Genomic DNA, 14421 nt, shown 5'->3' with positions numbered 1-14421 from the left:
GCTTTCCAAGGGAAAAGCGGCTTTTTGTACTTGTTATTCCTTTTCTTCATAATACTTGGCCAGCTCAACAATCATCGCACCCATCCGCTCAATCTCTGGCGCAAGCAGTCTCGTAATGCCCTCTTCCCGCAGTGCTTCAGCAGTCACTTTTCCGACAGCAGCTGCGATGGCGCGTTCTTCGAATACCTTCTTCACTTCATTGATATAACCTCGCCCCTTGGCAAAATCAAACAGGGAACGAACCTGAATGGCCGTTGTAAAACAAACGGCATCGACCTCATCGTTCATCAGCTCTCGGCATAACCGCTCCACCGTTTCCTCCTCCGGCGGGATGTGCTGATAAGGCAGAATCGGCAGGACAGACGCGCCTTTTTCTTCAAGAAATGCCATGAGAGCCGGCGCTTTTTCGCCATGAAGCTGCACCATGACTGTTTTTCCTGAAAAGTCGTGAGGCTCCAAAGAACGGATTAAGCCTCTTGTTGTCCCGTCTTCATCCGAAGCTTCCGGTGTGATTCCAAGCTTTTTCAGCGCAGACAGCGTTTTGTATCCCCGGCATGCCGCTTTCGCTTGGCGAATGGCCTGCAGAAACTCATCTTTCAGTCCGATTTTCTCTGCCATATCGACAAGAGTCTCCAACCCGATGCCTGTCGTGAAAATGACCCAGGCAGCTTTTTTTCCCTCCACAAACGTCCGCAAATCCGGCTCCACCTGCTTCTCTGCTAAGTAAACTGTACCTTGGAGAGGCCGGATGACAGGTATTCCGCCCTGTTTTTCAATGATTGTACTGATTTCTTCCGTTTTTCGTGAGCCACCGATTGCCACACGTTTTCCAAGTAACCCTTTTCCCATACCCGTTTCCTCTCCTCTTTGCATAGGCTTTTTATGTATACAAGCTTATTAAAGCTATTTTGGCGCAAACCAAGGGAGAAATCAAGATAAACCCAGACTCCTAAAATCCATTGAATACGCCGGAAGCTTGCTGTAAGATAAACAGCAGACACGTCTTGTAACGGAGGATCGACATGGAAACCAAAAAAGAAGAATATGAAACAAAAGGCTACGATACATCGATTGTTTACGAATTCAATGAATATCCGGATGCCCGCAGCGGGCGCTGCGACAACTGTGATTACACACTGTTCAAAAGCTCTGTAAAAGGCGGAAAATTTCTTAGAGAATGCCGGAGATGCGGGATGAAAAAAAATATTTAAACAGAAAACCGAAATCAAATTGATTTCGGTTTTTATGTTTTTACTGCGGGACAGCGGATTTTTTCATAAACGCTTCAATCTCAGCTGCCGCACGCTCCGCTCCGCCAGCTTCTTTTACATCCTTTTGCATATTCTTGACGCGGCTGAGCAGCTCTTGATCACTGGATACAGCCTGAACCGCTTCCTGCAGGCTGGAAACAGTCACTTCCTCTTTCGGCAAATAAACGCCAAGGCCTAATTCATCAACCCGATTTGCAGTGAGCTCCTGCTCATACATTTGCGGAATGACGACAAGCGGCACACCTGCGTTCATCGCTTCCATCGTACTGTTCATCCCGCCATGAGAGATGAACAAATCAGCTTTCTCTAACACCTCAAGCTGCGGCACACTTTGGCGAATGGTAAAGTTAGCAGGAATATCCTCCAAGCTTTCTGGATCAATCGTTTTCCCAACCGACATGATTACTTGCCATGAAGAATCCCGAAATGCCTTGATGCACATCTTGTAAAATTCCGGCCATGCGTTAAACGCCGTACCCAAAGAAATCAGCATAAGCGGGCGATCATCCTTGTCAATCAACAGGCTTTCTTTTTCCTTCCGTTCTCCGAGAGAGGGGCCGACAAAACAGAAACGGTCATCGAACGTCTCATGCTGAATCTGAAAAGACTTCGGCATAAAGACAATATTTAATGCTTCCGGCACAGCTAACTGTTCAAATGAAACAGCCGGCAACTTCTCTTGCTCCAAGTAGGCTTTAAATTCAGCCTCTGCTTCTCTTATTTTTTTCAGCATGTCTTCATTTCCTAACTGAAAGGATTCATTTTGGGCATATGACGAACAGAGCTTAATGACCGGAACATTAAGCTTTTCAGCAAACAATTTACCAGCCAGCGCAACAAAGTCATAGATGATCAGATCAGGCTGATCATCCTTATATAACTCCTCAAGCTGCGGCAGAATGCTGAGTGATTCTTTCAAAAGACTGAGGGGCGCGTCATTCTTTTCCATCATCTCCCTGATTTGCTTAGGATCAATATTCAAGGATGTATGATAGATCAATGCTTCTCCACCGGCTTGCTGAACAGCGGGCGCAAACTCCTCAGTCGTCGCGTACGTGACACGGTGCCCTTTCTCAAAAAGCTTCTCTACTAAAGCAAGCGTAGGATTGACATGTCCGTATGCCGGGATATTGATCATCGAAATATGGTACTTTTTCATGAATCTCCAGTCTCCTTATCTATTACATTTTCACACGGAAGCTCTTTAATCCGTATATCACACTGTTTTCAATCGGAGTGATACTGACGCACTCCATATGAGGAAAAGCAGAAATCAAAGACGTTAACGCGATATTTGCTTCAAGACGGGCAAGCGGAGCCCCAAGGCAAAAATGGATGCCATGGCCAAACGCAATATGCGGGTTGGAATGGCGGCGGATATCAAACATGTGCGGCCTGCCAAACTTCGCTTCATCACGATTTGCCGATGCCACAAACGCCAAAACCATATCACCTTCTTTAATCAGATGCCCACCGATCTCCGTATCCCGCTTGGCAATGCGCCTCAAAACCGGGGCGGGCGCTCTGAAACGTAAGGCTTCCTCCACTGCCTGAGGCATCAGTTCAGGATGGCTGCGCAGTTCCTCGTAAACGCCTGGCGTTTCTAATATGCTGTACATCGCATTTGAAATCAGGTTTGTTGTGGTTTCATTTCCGGCCACCAGCAGCAGCGTGCAAAACGGAATCAGCTCTTCACCGGACAGCTTCTCGCCTGTTTCTTCCGCTTCCACTAAAATAGAAATAATATCCTGTGCCGGTTTGTTTCGCTTTTCTTCTATGATGCCGGCAAAAAACGCAGCCAGTTCTTCCTCACACTTATCTCGTTCTTCCAAAAAGGCTTTTTCAGCTTCTTCACTTTTATCCTTCGGTGTACTGACCAGAAGATCAGACCATGCTTTAAACTGATCCATATGCGCTGAAGGCACTCCCAGCAGCTCAGATATCACAATAACCGGAAGCGGGTATGAAAAATCGTGAACAAGGTCAAACTCACTGCGCCCCTGACATTTTTGAATCAGTTCATCTGTGATTTCTTGAATTCTCGGTTCCCATTGCTTCATCACGCGCGGAGTGAAGGCTTTATTCACGACTGAACGGATTTTTGTATGCTTCGGCGGGTCCATGTTAATGATGGAATTTCCAATAGAGCTTGTCTGCTGCGGCATGTAACTGGAAAACAGCTCTTTATCCCCAACAACTTTTTTGACATCATCATAAAGAAAAACGCTCCACACTTGGTTTTCTTCATCGAAGGAAACAGGCGCATCCTTTCTCATCGATTCGTACCATGGAAACGGATGATACGCATCCTGTTTGTTTTTCCCATTGAGCAGCGCTCGCTGCAAGGCTTGCCGGCGGTTTAACACATTCATGTACGGTCACTCCCCTTGAAAGAATTCAGCAATTAATGTTCCACTTCACCTCCCGCTTTCGAAAAAGAGAGGGACTACCACAAATAATTAAATTGATAACAGCAGGCAGGCGATCACGATGTTTGATGCAGGCATCATATATTCCCCCTCGAATTTCGTTCATCTTACCATAATCTTTCAATTTTTTTCTATTCTGCACTGCTGTTTTGGTTCACAACGTGACCTTAGGCATAAGCACGCAAAGCCAATATGGATTCAATTGCACCGCTCCGCTCAAAAAACGCCTCTGTTTTCAACCAAATGCACTAACTCCAAAAATGACTTTCCCATTATGTAAAATAAGCTGATTCTATGATTAAATAGAAGGTAAAAGGTGAAGGAGAGAACAACGTGGCAGCACAGACTAATTACAAAAAACAAGTTGTCGGCATCCTACTTTCACTTGCATTCGTACTGTTTGTGTTCTCTTTTTCTGAGAGACATGAAAAACCGCTTGTTGAGGGAAAAAAACAGGAAAACTGGCATACTGTCGTCGACAAAGCCTCTGTCAAAATTTATGGCAGCCGATTAGTTGAAGAAAACAAATTAAAGCAAAAACTCGGCCATAAACAAGCCGATTCTATTTTGACCCTTCTGAAACTCGCCAACGAAAAACACATTACATTATAAAAAAGAAAGAGCCAATTGGCTCTTTCTTTTTTAGTCAAATATCGTTTTCTTGTCCGGATGGCGCAAAAAGTCAAACAGCATGCTAAGCTGTGAGGGTGTGTTTCGTTTTGGAGAAAGCGGCGGGAGGCTGTCTTCCGGAAAAAAAGCGGCATGATTCGTCTCGATCCCTGTTTCCCCCTGCCCGCCCGTCATGCTGCATGCAATGAAGATTTTATAATAGTGATAAGGCTGAGGGGGATGAGAGTGTTTATGGCTGTCTAGCACGGCCAGCAATCGAGACGGCTCTGTATCGTACCCCGACTCTTCTTTGATTTCCTTGACGACGTTTTCAGCTGGCGATAAACCAATCTCGCAAAATCCACCCGGCAGCGACCACAGCTCATCATGCTTCTCCCGGACAAGCAAAATCTGATTCTCTCGGAATACTGCGCCGCGAACATCCGCTTTCGGTGTCGGATAGCCGCTCTCCCTTTTCCATAAATCAGTGATAACTTCAATGTCCTTCTCCGAGTAATCCGCCATCATTTCCGCGCTAAGCTTCATTAGCTCTTCGTACCTCTCCCTGTCGTACACATCCTTGGAAAAAGCAAGCCCCGCCTGTGCGATCGCCCGAATCCGCTGTACCCGTTCCAGCCATTTGGTTTGCACTTTTATCACTCATCCTTTCAAGTCAAGTTTTGCTATAAAAAATGCACGTTTTCCACAGATGAAAAACGTGCAACTGTAAATTAGCTTCTAATCTAACTTCACCAAGTAATCAATATCGTCCTTTACTCTCTCTTCTGTATTACTGCTATTTGTATCAGCTAAAAACGGATTATATATCAGTGTGTAATGTTTCTGTTCTCCTTTAGGGATGACATAACTGAGTACACCTGTAACCTTTTTCCCCGATACTAGTGTTCCTCCCATAAGGATTCTGCCCTTCTCTTCTATAGAAAAAACAGGCCGCACTGATTGATCATTCTTATCTCTTAAATCAAACCCGATAAAATTGTAGCTTATTGAATCTTTCCCTATATTCTCCATCGTAACTTCTATAATAAGCCGTTCCTCATCATCTTTTATTGTTTTTGTCTCCTCATTTACAGCTCCGCCAACATTCATATATTCACCTTTTTGCACTCTATCAACTTTATTCACTGTAAAATTCGTATGTCCTGCTTTAAATGTTTCTCCTATTTTATGTATTTGATCATCTTTTTTGGTCTTCGGCTCACCGCCTTTTTTCAATTCCTTATCAAGTTCCTTTTCAAGCTCTTCTTGCGATTTTTTCTCTTTCGGTTTTTCCTTCTCTGACGCATCGCTCAATTGGCTGCACGCAGAAAGCGCTAACCCGATCGTCAAGACAAATAATAGTAATAAGACTTTTTTCATGATCGTTCCCCCATCTAAAGTAATCGATTTCTATTATAATCAGATTTTTCCTTTTCTTAACAGGTAAGAAAGTAACGATTATTTCTATCTCATTCATCACAATCTTACTTCTTCCTAGTATTTGAATATTTTTTACTAGTCCATTAGACCTTTTCATCAAAAAAACCCGAGCTGGCTGAAGCCGCTCGGGTGGGAGGTCAATCTCGCTTATTCATTCCTCTTTTCTCTCGGGGTTCCTGATGATGTTTTTGGTGTTCCGGAGGCTGCGTCGTGCGTTCCAGCTCCTTTGTATCTTGTCCCATTCCTTTTAAAAAGGAAAAGAGCAGTGTAATTGATTTGTTGATTTCCGGGTCTTTTAGCGAGCGGATAATATCAAAATAACCTGTCTTTTCTTCACTGTTTTTCTGCTCTACAGCGCTTGCCACACCCGCATTCACTTTCAAAATGAGAGGCTCCAGCTGCTTCACGTCCAGCATGCCGAGTGTTCCAAACAGAAGAAGCAGATTTTTCAGCGTATTGGCTGTTTCCTCTGTATCTGCCTTTTTCACCAGGATATCAAGAACTTTATCCCCTTGACCAAAAAGGCCGCGGAGCAACGGCAGGACACCGCGCTCGTTCATATGGCCCAGCATATGCAATGTTTCGAGAATCGCTTCTTTGTGGTCAATTAGAGCATCTTCAATTTCCCGCAAATCACGCTTTCGCTGATCCTCTTCTGTTACCTCGATTTTTTGGATTCGTTTAATCGCTTTAGCCATTATGGCCCATCCCCCTTTTCACAGCGTCACCAGGGAAAATATAATCCTTCCGCGCCCATTTCTTATGAACCTGCACACCGATTTGCGGCTGCGGATTGCCGTTGCGGTGGTTGATCTTAGGCAGCGGGCTGATTCCGTCGTGCTTCAAAATTTCCATCTTGGCCGATGTTTCTTTGTAAGCAGGCGTATCGGTATCCTTATCGGCATGGCTGCCTGTTAACAGGTTGATCGCCGCTTCCCCTGAATCGTTCATTGGCAGATATACTTCCTTCCCTTTGACTCGATCAGTAATCAGGCACTTCACTTTGACATTTCCGAAAGGCGATGTGAGTCTGACGAGGGTTCCGTCCTGAATCCCTCGTTCTGCCGCAAGCTCAGGAGAAATTTCTAAGAACACTTCCGGTGTTTTCTCCGAAATCCCTTTTGATTTGTAAGTCAGGTTCCCTTCGTGGAAGTGCTCCAAGAGCCGCCCATTGTTGACATGGATATCATATTCCTCACCGAATTCCTCAGGCTCTGTCCACTGGACAGGGTAGAGAATGGCCTTGCCGTCCGGGAAAGGGAAGCGCTCTGTAAAGAGTAAAGGCGAATCCTTTCCATCAGCGTTTACAGGCCATTGCAGGGAATTATAGCCCTCAAGACGTTCATAGGTGACACCGGCATAAATCGGCGACAGCTTGGCTGCTTCCTCCATAATGTCTGCAGGATGCTTATAGTGCCAGTCGGCGCCAAGCTTATTGGCAACCTCCATAATAATCTGCCAATCCGGCTTTGATTCACCCAGCGGTTCAAATACCTGATACAAACGCTGAATCCGGCGTTCTGTGTTTGTAAACGTTCCTTCTTTTTCAAGGCTTGGGCTCGCAGGAAGAACCACATCAGCAAACTCCGCTGTACGTGATAGGAAAATGTCCTGCACCACAAAGAAATCAAGCTTTTCATATGCGGCGTGTACATGATTGATATTGGAATCCACCAGGCCCATTTCTTCACCTTTTACATACATCGCTTTCAACTGTCCGGAATGGATTTTTTCAATCATTTCGTGGTTGGTCATACCCGGCTCCTTCGGCAGCGGCACGCCCCACACCCGCTCGTATTTTTGGCGGACTTGTTCGTCCGTCACTTTTTCATAGCCCGGCATTCTGTCAGGCATGCTCCCAAAGTCACTTGCTCCCTGTACGTTATTATGGCCGCGCAATGGGTAAGAACCTGCTCCCGGTTTTCCGTAGTTTCCTGTCACAAGCAGCAGGTTAGAAATCGCCGTGCTCGTGTCGCTTCCTCCAATGTGCTGTGTCACGCCCATCGCCCACAATGCGCACACACTGTCAGCTTGCCCGATCATCTCTGCCATTTGGATAAGGGTTTCTTGATCAATCCCGGTTTTCTCCTCAGCATATTCAAGTGTGTACGGCGCGAGGCTTTTTACATATTCATGCCGTCCGTTCACTCTTTCTCTCAAAAATCGTTCATCGGCCTTGCCGTTTTCTATTAAATATTTGGCGATCGCATTCAGCCAGACGATATCCGATCCGGCACGCGGCTGGACAAATAAATCGGAGCGTTCTGCCATTTCGTGTTTTCTGATATCCGCGACGATCACTTTCTGCCCTCTCAGCTTATGAGCCCGTTTAATGCGAGTGGATAAGACTGGATGCGACTCAGACGTGTTCGAACCGATAATCAAAACAAGGTCCGCTTGCGCGATATCTGTAATTGATCCTGAATCACCGCCATAGCCGACTGTCCGGAACAGGCCGGCAGTCGCAGGAGATTGGCAATAGCGGGAGCAGTTGTCCACATTATTTGTGCCAATGACCCCTCTGGCCAGCTTTTGCATAAGATAGGATTCTTCATTTGTACATTTAGAAGATGTAATAAAAGCGAGAGAATCCGGGCCAAACGCCTCTTTTAATTCAGTGAACTTGCTGGCGATCAGCAATAACGCCTCCTCCCACTCTGCTTCACGGAAATGGTCGCCTTCCCGGATCAGCGGCTTTGTCAGGCGTTCTTCGCTGTTGACGAAATCCCAGCCGAACTTGCCTTTCACACAAGTAGAAATGCCGTTGGCTGGCGCTTCCTCCTGCGGCTCTACTTTCAGAATGTCTCTGCCCTTTGTCCAGACATCAAAGCTGCAGCCGACGCCGCAATACGTGCAGACGGTTTTCGTTTTTTTGATTCGTTCATCACGCATGGCCGATTCCATATCAGAAATCGCGAGAATCGAGCCGTAGCCTGTCTCTACGCCTTTCGTGATCTCGATCATCGGTCGCAGCGTTTCGTTATTGATGCCTGTTAAATATCCGGCTTCCCCTTCCATTCCTTTTTCCATCATCGCGTTGCACGGACAGACCGTTGAACAATGGCCGCATGACACACATGAGGACTCATTGATCGGCACGTCGTTATCCCAAATGACGCGCGGGCGTTTCCGCTCCCAGTCAATGGTCAGCGTTTCAGTTACCTGAACGTCCTGGCATGCCTCAACACAGCGTCCGCACAAAATACATTGATCTGGATCATACCGATAAAACGGATGGGATTCATCCTTATGGTATGGCTTGTGATCAAACGGAATGCTTTGGTGATTGATTTTCATTTCCTTCACCGTATTATGTATTTCGCATCCCCCATTGTTGTAATCGCAAACTGTACAATAAAGCTCATGATTATATAAAATCTTGTCCATCCCGATGACCTGCGCTTTTTTCACGTCAGGTGAGAGCGTATCAATGATATCCCCATCCTTTAATTCAGCGGAGCACGACCTCTTCAGCTCACCATTGATGCTGACGATGCACGTATCACATGTCTCAATCGGCCCTAAGCTTGGATGATAGCAAACTTGCGGCACTTCAATCGAGCTGTTATTCAAAAGCTGCAGCACCGTCTGTTCCTCGGACGCTTCCATTTCAACGCCGTTTATTGTGATTTTTTTCTTGCCAGGCATCTCCATTCCCCTTTCTTGCTTTATATACCGAATTACCTATTTCAGTTCCCTTACAACAACTCAATAAAACATACAAAGCGCACTCACATGTTTTATTGCACTAACACCGGGAAACGGGATGGTAGATAAAAAAGGAGGGATTAACATGAAAAAGACAATGTCTGCTATTACCGCTGCGGCAGCAGTAACAAGCTGTTTTGCCGGCTTTGGGGCTGCGTCCTTTTCAGCACCGGCAAAGGCCGCAACTCAAACAAACACGCTCTCAGAAAACACGAATCAATCAGCCGCCGAGCTTGTCAAAAACCTCTATAACACCGCCTATAAAGGGGAAATGCCTCAGCAGGCGCAAGGCCTTACCATTAACAAAAGCACAAAAGGGGATGTCCACGCTGCGTTTGGGGAACCGGAAAGACCAGTCGGGGGAGACAATCGATTTGATTTATATCACTGGAATATGGGACAGCCGGGCTACGGATTTTCCTATCATAAAGACATGACAATTTCAGAAATCCGTTACTTTGGAACCGGTGTGGAACGGCAGCTGAATTTAGGCGGAGTTACGCCGGAAGTACTGCAGAAGCAATTAGGGCCAGCAAATCGGGTGTTAACCGTCCCGTTTACCGATGAAATCGATTATGTATATGATACAGGCCGCTATGAACTCCATTTTGTAATAGGCACGGATCAGACAGCCGACCATGTAAACCTAAAAGCAAAATAAACACCCTACGCGGCTATTCAGCCGCTTTTTTAGTGGACAAATAAAAGCTATATTCCTTACAATACAGGGAGATGAAAAAGAGACGGGGTATCAATTCGCAATGAAGCGAAATCGTTGGATATATGCAGTTTTCACCTTACTGATCATTGGGCTGGGGCTTGGATCCAGAGCATACTCCAGTGTTCTTCCTGATACCCTCAATACTTATCTTGGGGACTCGTTGTGGGCCGCCATGATCTTTACGGGATGCGGATTTCTATTTCGGAAGCTGAAGACAATGAAAACGGGCATTATCAGTCTTTCTTTCTGTTTTGTCATTGAATTCAGCCAGCTCTATCATGCCGAATGGATCGACCAGATTAGGGATACTTCTCTTGGCGGGCTTGTACTGGGGTACGGTTTTTTATGGAGCGATATCGAAGCATATACAATCGGAATTGCCGCCTGTGCCGCCATAGAACTGCTGGTTTTGGGAATCAAAAAGCGCCGCTGTATGTGACGCTTTTTTTCATTTGGAAAACAGCCCGCATTGAGAAAGAATGGTCTTCGCATCCAAACGTGTGGCCTCGCTTATCGTGATATGATGTTGATTCATAAATGACTGAATGGCATGATATCCAACCGCATAACCTGCAAAAGCCGATAAACCAGCAGGCTTAAAGCCTTGATCGTTAGCAATTGGATCACCAAACATATAACGGTTGACTTCCGAAAATCCTTTCACATCCAGCACCTCATTAATCACATCAATGGAATATTGCAAATCCTCATGATCAAAACGAGTTACCCAAGGGCCCAATCGTTCCGTACCAAACAGCTCTCTGGTGAATGATTCCGCCAATCCTTCAATCACAAGATAATCCCCGACACTTACAGAGCCATGATGAAAATCTATATACGAAAACCGCACATTATGATGAAACTCATGAGCAATAATGGAAGGAATCCTTGGCAGGTTATAACGGTTCGGATCAAGCCATACATGAATAAAGCCCGGTATCCCACCAAACCCGCAGTAGCCTTTTTGCAGCTGAAGTTTATTTGGATCAGCGATATAAAGGCCGAATTTGATCTCCTCTGCATTCACCCGCAGCTGTTCGCGCTCAGCAAAAAATATGCATTGCCGAAGTGCAGACTCAGCTGTCTCTGAAACATGTGATTCTTTCAGTATTTGCAGTGCTTTCTGCCCACTTTCAGCATCACGGACATCCAAATAGCCCAGCATTTTCGCAGCCATGATCACATCATAGCCGTTTGGCTCCTTCGCTTTCAGCGGAACTTGGATGGCGGTCCACATCTTTTCAAACGGCCTCATCATCGTATACCGAAATTCATCTTCTCTTTTCTGTTCTTCCATTGAAAACAGCTTTTCGTATTGCTCAAAGGTCTTTTCCATTACAAGATTCATCCTGATTCCCTCCTTGTCAAAAACATACGATATGCCGCAGCGTAGGGGTCAACAGCGAAAATTAAGCCATTTTTCACTGTAAAATGATACAAAGCCGCCGATAGGTAAGGCATAGGAGGTGGAACGATGGATATTCCTGCTTTATCAGTTGCGATGCATCAAGCATCCCTTGCCCAGAATGTTAATATCGCTTTAACGAAAAAAATGCTGGATACCGCCCAGCAAAATGCCGATCAAACCTTAAAGATGATTCAGCATCCGACTCTCGGACAAACCATTGATGTAAAAGTTTAACCTCACATCAAAGGCGGCCAAGAACTCCATCCTCCCGGCCGCCTTTATTGTTCACAAAAAAGCATGCATGTTTTGATTGTTCCTCCATATGATTTATTGTTTGCCATATTAAGGAGGTCATAAATTGAAAAGACTGTTTATGAAGGCTTCATTGGTGTTATTCGCAGTAGTATTTGTTTTTGCCGTCAAAGGAGTACCCGCCAATGCGGAAACCCATGCCTACGATGGAAAAAGCCCTTATTACAATGATTGTGCGTCCAGCGGCTCTACAAAAAAATCCTCAAACTTAGTGAATGCCAGCAATCAAGTCATCGGAGTAGTCGAGCTTAAATTCAGCAGTACATGTAAAACGGCTTGGGCAAAAATCACGATGAATAATACATTGACGTCTGGCTTTGAAGCAAATGCGGAGATTACCCGAAACACGGACGGAAAGAGATATAATTGTGATTCTGCAGGCGGCAATGGAAAAGCGGTGGCCGGCCAAAAGTCTTGCTATACACCGATGGTATATGATTTAGATCCAAGGACTTCTTACGCTTTCGGCAAGTATTCAGGACCAAACTTAAATGTTTGGGCCACCACAGGCTCTTATTAAATAGAAAAAAGGCTGTCCGTACGGACAGCCTTTTTTAATTTATTTCGCTTCTCTTTGTTTTTTAACCTCTTCAAGCTGAGAAACTGTCACCAATTGATAGCCTTGATCGGTGAGCTTTTTTATAATTTCATCGGCCGCATCAGCAGAGGTGCGGTAAATATCGTGAATTAAAATGGTTCTTCCATCTCCCGCCTGATTCATGACACGGTCAACAATTGTTTTTTTGTTACGATCTTTCCAATCTTCCGGGTCAACATCCCATAACGCCACATCCATTTTCATTTGACTCCGCAGTTCATCATTAATGCCGCCGTATGGGGGTCTTACAAGCGTCGGACGATATCCGCTTATTTTTTCAATGATGTCTTGCGTATCATTGATCTGCTTTAACGCTTCTTTCACTGAAAGCCTTGTGAGAAGCGGATGGCTCCATGAATGGTTCCCCACCTCATTTCCTTCTTTCAGCATTCTTATTAGCGTTTCCGGATAATATTGAACTCTGCTCCCCAAAACAAAAAACGTGGCATGACCCTTATATTTCTTCAAGGAGTCTAGAATCTGATTTGTTGTCGCAGGATTCGGGCCGTCGTCGAAAGTAAGCGCAATGACTTTTTGATTTGGATCAACTGTTTCCTCTTTGGGTAAAGAAATCACTTCATGCTTCGGCTTTTGTTCTTTGATTTTATTTTTATTTTTTGCTTTATCAATATATTGTTCTTTCAGAATGTCTTTCAAAAGACTTTTCTTAATGGCAATCGATTGCTCTCCAAGATAGCCTGCTGCAACCTGATATGTGTCAAAGTAAAGTTCGATATAATCCTCCTTGATGGCAAAGCGGCTGAAATTTTCTTTTTTCGGAGCCGTCCCTTCCTTTAACAGTGCATCGTCCGCTGCAATGTCCTTATTCTTTTTCAGCTCGTGATAAGCGATTAACGAAAGCTTATGTAAGTAGTCAGCGTCCTCTTTGAAAATATCATCAATGGAAAGAAACGCTTGTTTACTAAAATCATAGTTAAACGTTTTTTTCACGGTTTGCCCGTGTGCCCCGCCGATGTATTTATATTCATTAAATACAATCGCCACTGTCTGTTTGGCATAATGGACAATTTTATAATCAACATTTAATTCATTGCGTTTTGTCGTATGCTCTTGGTCAACGTCCTTTGTTTCCTTTTGAAATTGACGAACCTCTTTTTCTGCGAATTTTTTTAATGCCGAATCCATTTTTTCATTTTTGAAAACGGGATAGTTAACCGCGTAATTAAAAGTTTTCCCGTCATTCACAAGCGTTGCGATCTCAACATTCCCATATTGAGAATCAGTTCTTACTTTATTCATGACCGTTTCTTTTTTCAATGAATGATTATGGAAAAAGCCGATAAGGCCCACCACACATACAACTGCTATTAATACATGAAACCATTTGATTCTTTTCGCCAACAACAAAAACTCCTTCTTTCGTAGCCATTTCGATTTACTCTTCATCAGTTGGAACTGTATCTATTTAGAAATGTTTTTGTAACATTATAGTAACATTTATTTCACATTTGTAATACTATGAGATTTAGAAGTTCATGTCAATCCTTTTTAAGGAATTTCATCATAAAAAAAACCGAATTTCATGAATGTACATACACCCAACTTAAGCATCAGGAATATGGTAAAAGGAATAAAAAAAGCTAGGGAGGTTTTCCTCTTGGATTACCCTTTGAATGAACAGCCATTTGAACAAATTACCCCTTATGATGAAAGACAGCCTTATTATTATCCGCGTCCGAGACGGCCATTTTATCCGCCTTATTATTATCCAAGACCGTATTATCCGTTCTACCCGTTTTATCCGCGCCCTCCTTATTACTACCCGCGCCCGCCTTACTACCCTTGGTACGGTTACGGCGGAGGTTATGGCGGAGGTTACGGTTACTAGTCGCCGCATATCAAAATGGGGGCAGTCCAGCTCCCCATTTTTTTGTTTTAAAAATGACAATATCATGACAAATATA

16 protein-coding genes are annotated in these 14421 nt (G+C 44.6%); 7 read left to right on the top strand and 9 right to left on the bottom strand.

The window, feature by feature from the left end:
• Positions 1–33 precede the first annotated feature (33 nt).
• Positions 34–849, bottom strand: coding sequence for a uroporphyrinogen-III synthase (locus MHI44_RS18175; protein ID WP_339202512.1), 816 nt, complete (start codon positions 847–849; stop codon positions 34–36).
• Positions 850–1022: 173 nt separating this feature from the next.
• On the opposite strand from MHI44_RS18175, the gene MHI44_RS18170 reads away from it, so the two are divergent.
• Positions 1023–1211: a hypothetical protein gene (locus tag MHI44_RS18170; RefSeq protein WP_003232781.1), complete on the top strand. Its 189-nt coding sequence runs from the start codon at positions 1023–1025 to the stop codon at positions 1209–1211.
• Between the two features lie 40 nt (positions 1212–1251).
• On the opposite strand, the gene MHI44_RS18165 is transcribed toward MHI44_RS18170, so the two are convergent.
• Positions 1252–2430 (bottom strand): glycosyltransferase, encoded by a 1179-nt coding sequence (locus tag MHI44_RS18165; RefSeq protein ID WP_339202511.1) that lies wholly within the window; start codon positions 2428–2430, stop codon positions 1252–1254.
• A 22-nt stretch (positions 2431–2452) separates the two neighbouring features.
• Entirely contained in the window at positions 2453–3643 is a 1191-nt protein-coding gene (gene yjiB / locus MHI44_RS18160) for a monooxygenase YjiB (RefSeq protein ID WP_144482554.1), read from the bottom strand.
• A gap of 390 nt (positions 3644–4033) precedes the next feature.
• On the opposite strand from yjiB, the gene MHI44_RS18155 reads away from it, so the two are divergent.
• Positions 4034–4312, top strand: coding sequence for a hypothetical protein (locus MHI44_RS18155; protein ID WP_042974212.1), 279 nt, complete (start codon positions 4034–4036; stop codon positions 4310–4312).
• A 30-nt stretch (positions 4313–4342) separates the two neighbouring features.
• Here the strand turns inward: MHI44_RS18155 and MHI44_RS18150 are convergent, their stop codons facing one another.
• The 4 genes from MHI44_RS18150 to fdhF all read right to left on the bottom strand — a co-directional run bounded on the left by MHI44_RS18150 (position 4343) and on the right by fdhF (position 9397).
• A complete protein-coding gene (locus MHI44_RS18150; RefSeq protein ID WP_327847010.1) occupies positions 4343–4969 on the bottom strand; it encodes an NUDIX hydrolase in 627 nt (208 codons plus the stop codon).
• A gap of 78 nt (positions 4970–5047) precedes the next feature.
• Positions 5048–5689 carry a DUF4352 domain-containing protein gene (locus tag MHI44_RS18145; protein WP_327847009.1) on the bottom strand — a complete coding sequence of 214 codons (642 nt, stop codon included), beginning with the start codon at positions 5687–5689 and terminating at the stop codon, positions 5048–5050.
• Positions 5690–5886: 197 nt separating this feature from the next.
• The gene (locus MHI44_RS18140) at positions 5887–6447 is read right to left on the bottom strand and encodes a DUF1641 domain-containing protein (protein ID WP_003232799.1); all 561 of its coding nucleotides are present in this window, start codon (positions 6445–6447) and stop codon (positions 5887–5889) included.
• The gene (fdhF, locus tag MHI44_RS18135) at positions 6440–9397 is read right to left on the bottom strand and encodes a formate dehydrogenase subunit alpha (protein WP_339202510.1); all 2958 of its coding nucleotides are present in this window, start codon (positions 9395–9397) and stop codon (positions 6440–6442) included. Before fdhF ends, MHI44_RS18140 begins: the two co-directional genes overlap by 8 nt.
• A gap of 145 nt (positions 9398–9542) precedes the next feature.
• Between fdhF and MHI44_RS18130 the strand changes: the two genes are divergently transcribed.
• Both MHI44_RS18130 and MHI44_RS18125 read left to right on the top strand, forming a co-directional pair.
• Positions 9543–10118: a YjgB family protein gene (locus tag MHI44_RS18130; protein WP_339202509.1), complete on the top strand. Its 576-nt coding sequence runs from the start codon at positions 9543–9545 to the stop codon at positions 10116–10118.
• Positions 10119–10218: 100 nt separating this feature from the next.
• Positions 10219–10617: a DUF2809 domain-containing protein gene (locus tag MHI44_RS18125; RefSeq protein WP_319620474.1), complete on the top strand. Its 399-nt coding sequence runs from the start codon at positions 10219–10221 to the stop codon at positions 10615–10617.
• A 9-nt stretch (positions 10618–10626) separates the two neighbouring features.
• Here the strand turns inward: MHI44_RS18125 and MHI44_RS18120 are convergent, their stop codons facing one another.
• Entirely contained in the window at positions 10627–11526 is a 900-nt protein-coding gene (locus MHI44_RS18120; RefSeq protein ID WP_327847008.1) for a DUF2268 domain-containing protein, read from the bottom strand.
• A 126-nt stretch (positions 11527–11652) separates the two neighbouring features.
• Here MHI44_RS18120 and MHI44_RS18115 point away from each other — a divergent pair, with 126 nt between their 5' ends.
• Positions 11653–11820, top strand: coding sequence for a YjfB family protein (locus MHI44_RS18115; RefSeq protein ID WP_015252312.1), 168 nt, complete (start codon positions 11653–11655; stop codon positions 11818–11820).
• A 124-nt stretch (positions 11821–11944) separates the two neighbouring features.
• Entirely contained in the window at positions 11945–12418 is a 474-nt protein-coding gene (locus MHI44_RS18110) for a YjfA family protein (protein WP_052728185.1), read from the top strand.
• A 39-nt stretch (positions 12419–12457) separates the two neighbouring features.
• Here the strand turns inward: MHI44_RS18110 and pdaC are convergent, their stop codons facing one another.
• The gene (pdaC, locus tag MHI44_RS18105; RefSeq protein ID WP_181216990.1) at positions 12458–13861 is read right to left on the bottom strand and encodes a peptidoglycan-N-acetylmuramic acid deacetylase PdaC; all 1404 of its coding nucleotides are present in this window, start codon (positions 13859–13861) and stop codon (positions 12458–12460) included.
• Between the two features lie 253 nt (positions 13862–14114).
• Here pdaC and cotT point away from each other — a divergent pair, with 253 nt between their 5' ends.
• On the top strand, positions 14115–14345 hold the full coding sequence (gene cotT / locus MHI44_RS18100; RefSeq protein ID WP_181216989.1) for a spore coat protein CotT: 231 nt from the start codon (positions 14115–14117) through the stop codon (positions 14343–14345).
• The last annotated feature ends 76 nt before the right edge of the window (positions 14346–14421 follow it).

It is taken from the genome of Bacillus sp. FSL K6-1366 (assembly GCF_037976695.1).
In the GTDB taxonomy this organism is placed as follows: domain Bacteria; phylum Bacillota; class Bacilli; order Bacillales; family Bacillaceae; genus Bacillus; species Bacillus subtilis.
This window is presented reverse-complemented; position numbering and strand designations above follow the sequence as displayed.

What these genes read in the sequence shown, in the direction of transcription:
- MHI44_RS18165 (WP_339202511.1), bottom strand. Translation starts at nt 2,430, where the DNA reads ATGAAAAAGTACCATATTTCGATGATCAATATCCCGGCATACGGACAT.
- MHI44_RS18120 (WP_327847008.1), bottom strand. Translation starts at nt 11,526, where the DNA reads ATGAATCTTGTAATGGAAAAGACCTTTGAGCAATACGAAAAGCTGTTT.
- MHI44_RS18140 (WP_003232799.1), bottom strand. Translation starts at nt 6,447, where the DNA reads ATGGCTAAAGCGATTAAACGAATCCAAAAAATCGAGGTAACAGAAGAG.
- MHI44_RS18170 (WP_003232781.1), top strand. Translation starts at nt 1,023, where the DNA reads ATGGAAACCAAAAAAGAAGAATATGAAACAAAAGGCTACGATACATCG.
- yjiB (WP_144482554.1), bottom strand. Translation starts at nt 3,643, where the DNA reads ATGAATGTGTTAAACCGCCGGCAAGCCTTGCAGCGAGCGCTGCTCAAT.
- MHI44_RS18130 (WP_339202509.1), top strand. Translation starts at nt 9,543, where the DNA reads ATGAAAAAGACAATGTCTGCTATTACCGCTGCGGCAGCAGTAACAAGC.
- MHI44_RS18175 (WP_339202512.1), bottom strand. Translation starts at nt 849, where the DNA reads ATGGGAAAAGGGTTACTTGGAAAACGTGTGGCAATCGGTGGCTCACGA.
- MHI44_RS18125 (WP_319620474.1), top strand. Translation starts at nt 10,219, where the DNA reads ATGAAGCGAAATCGTTGGATATATGCAGTTTTCACCTTACTGATCATT.
- fdhF (WP_339202510.1), bottom strand. Translation starts at nt 9,397, where the DNA reads ATGCCTGGCAAGAAAAAAATCACAATAAACGGCGTTGAAATGGAAGCG.
- MHI44_RS18145 (WP_327847009.1), bottom strand. Translation starts at nt 5,689, where the DNA reads ATGAAAAAAGTCTTATTACTATTATTTGTCTTGACGATCGGGTTAGCG.
- MHI44_RS18115 (WP_015252312.1), top strand. Translation starts at nt 11,653, where the DNA reads ATGGATATTCCTGCTTTATCAGTTGCGATGCATCAAGCATCCCTTGCC.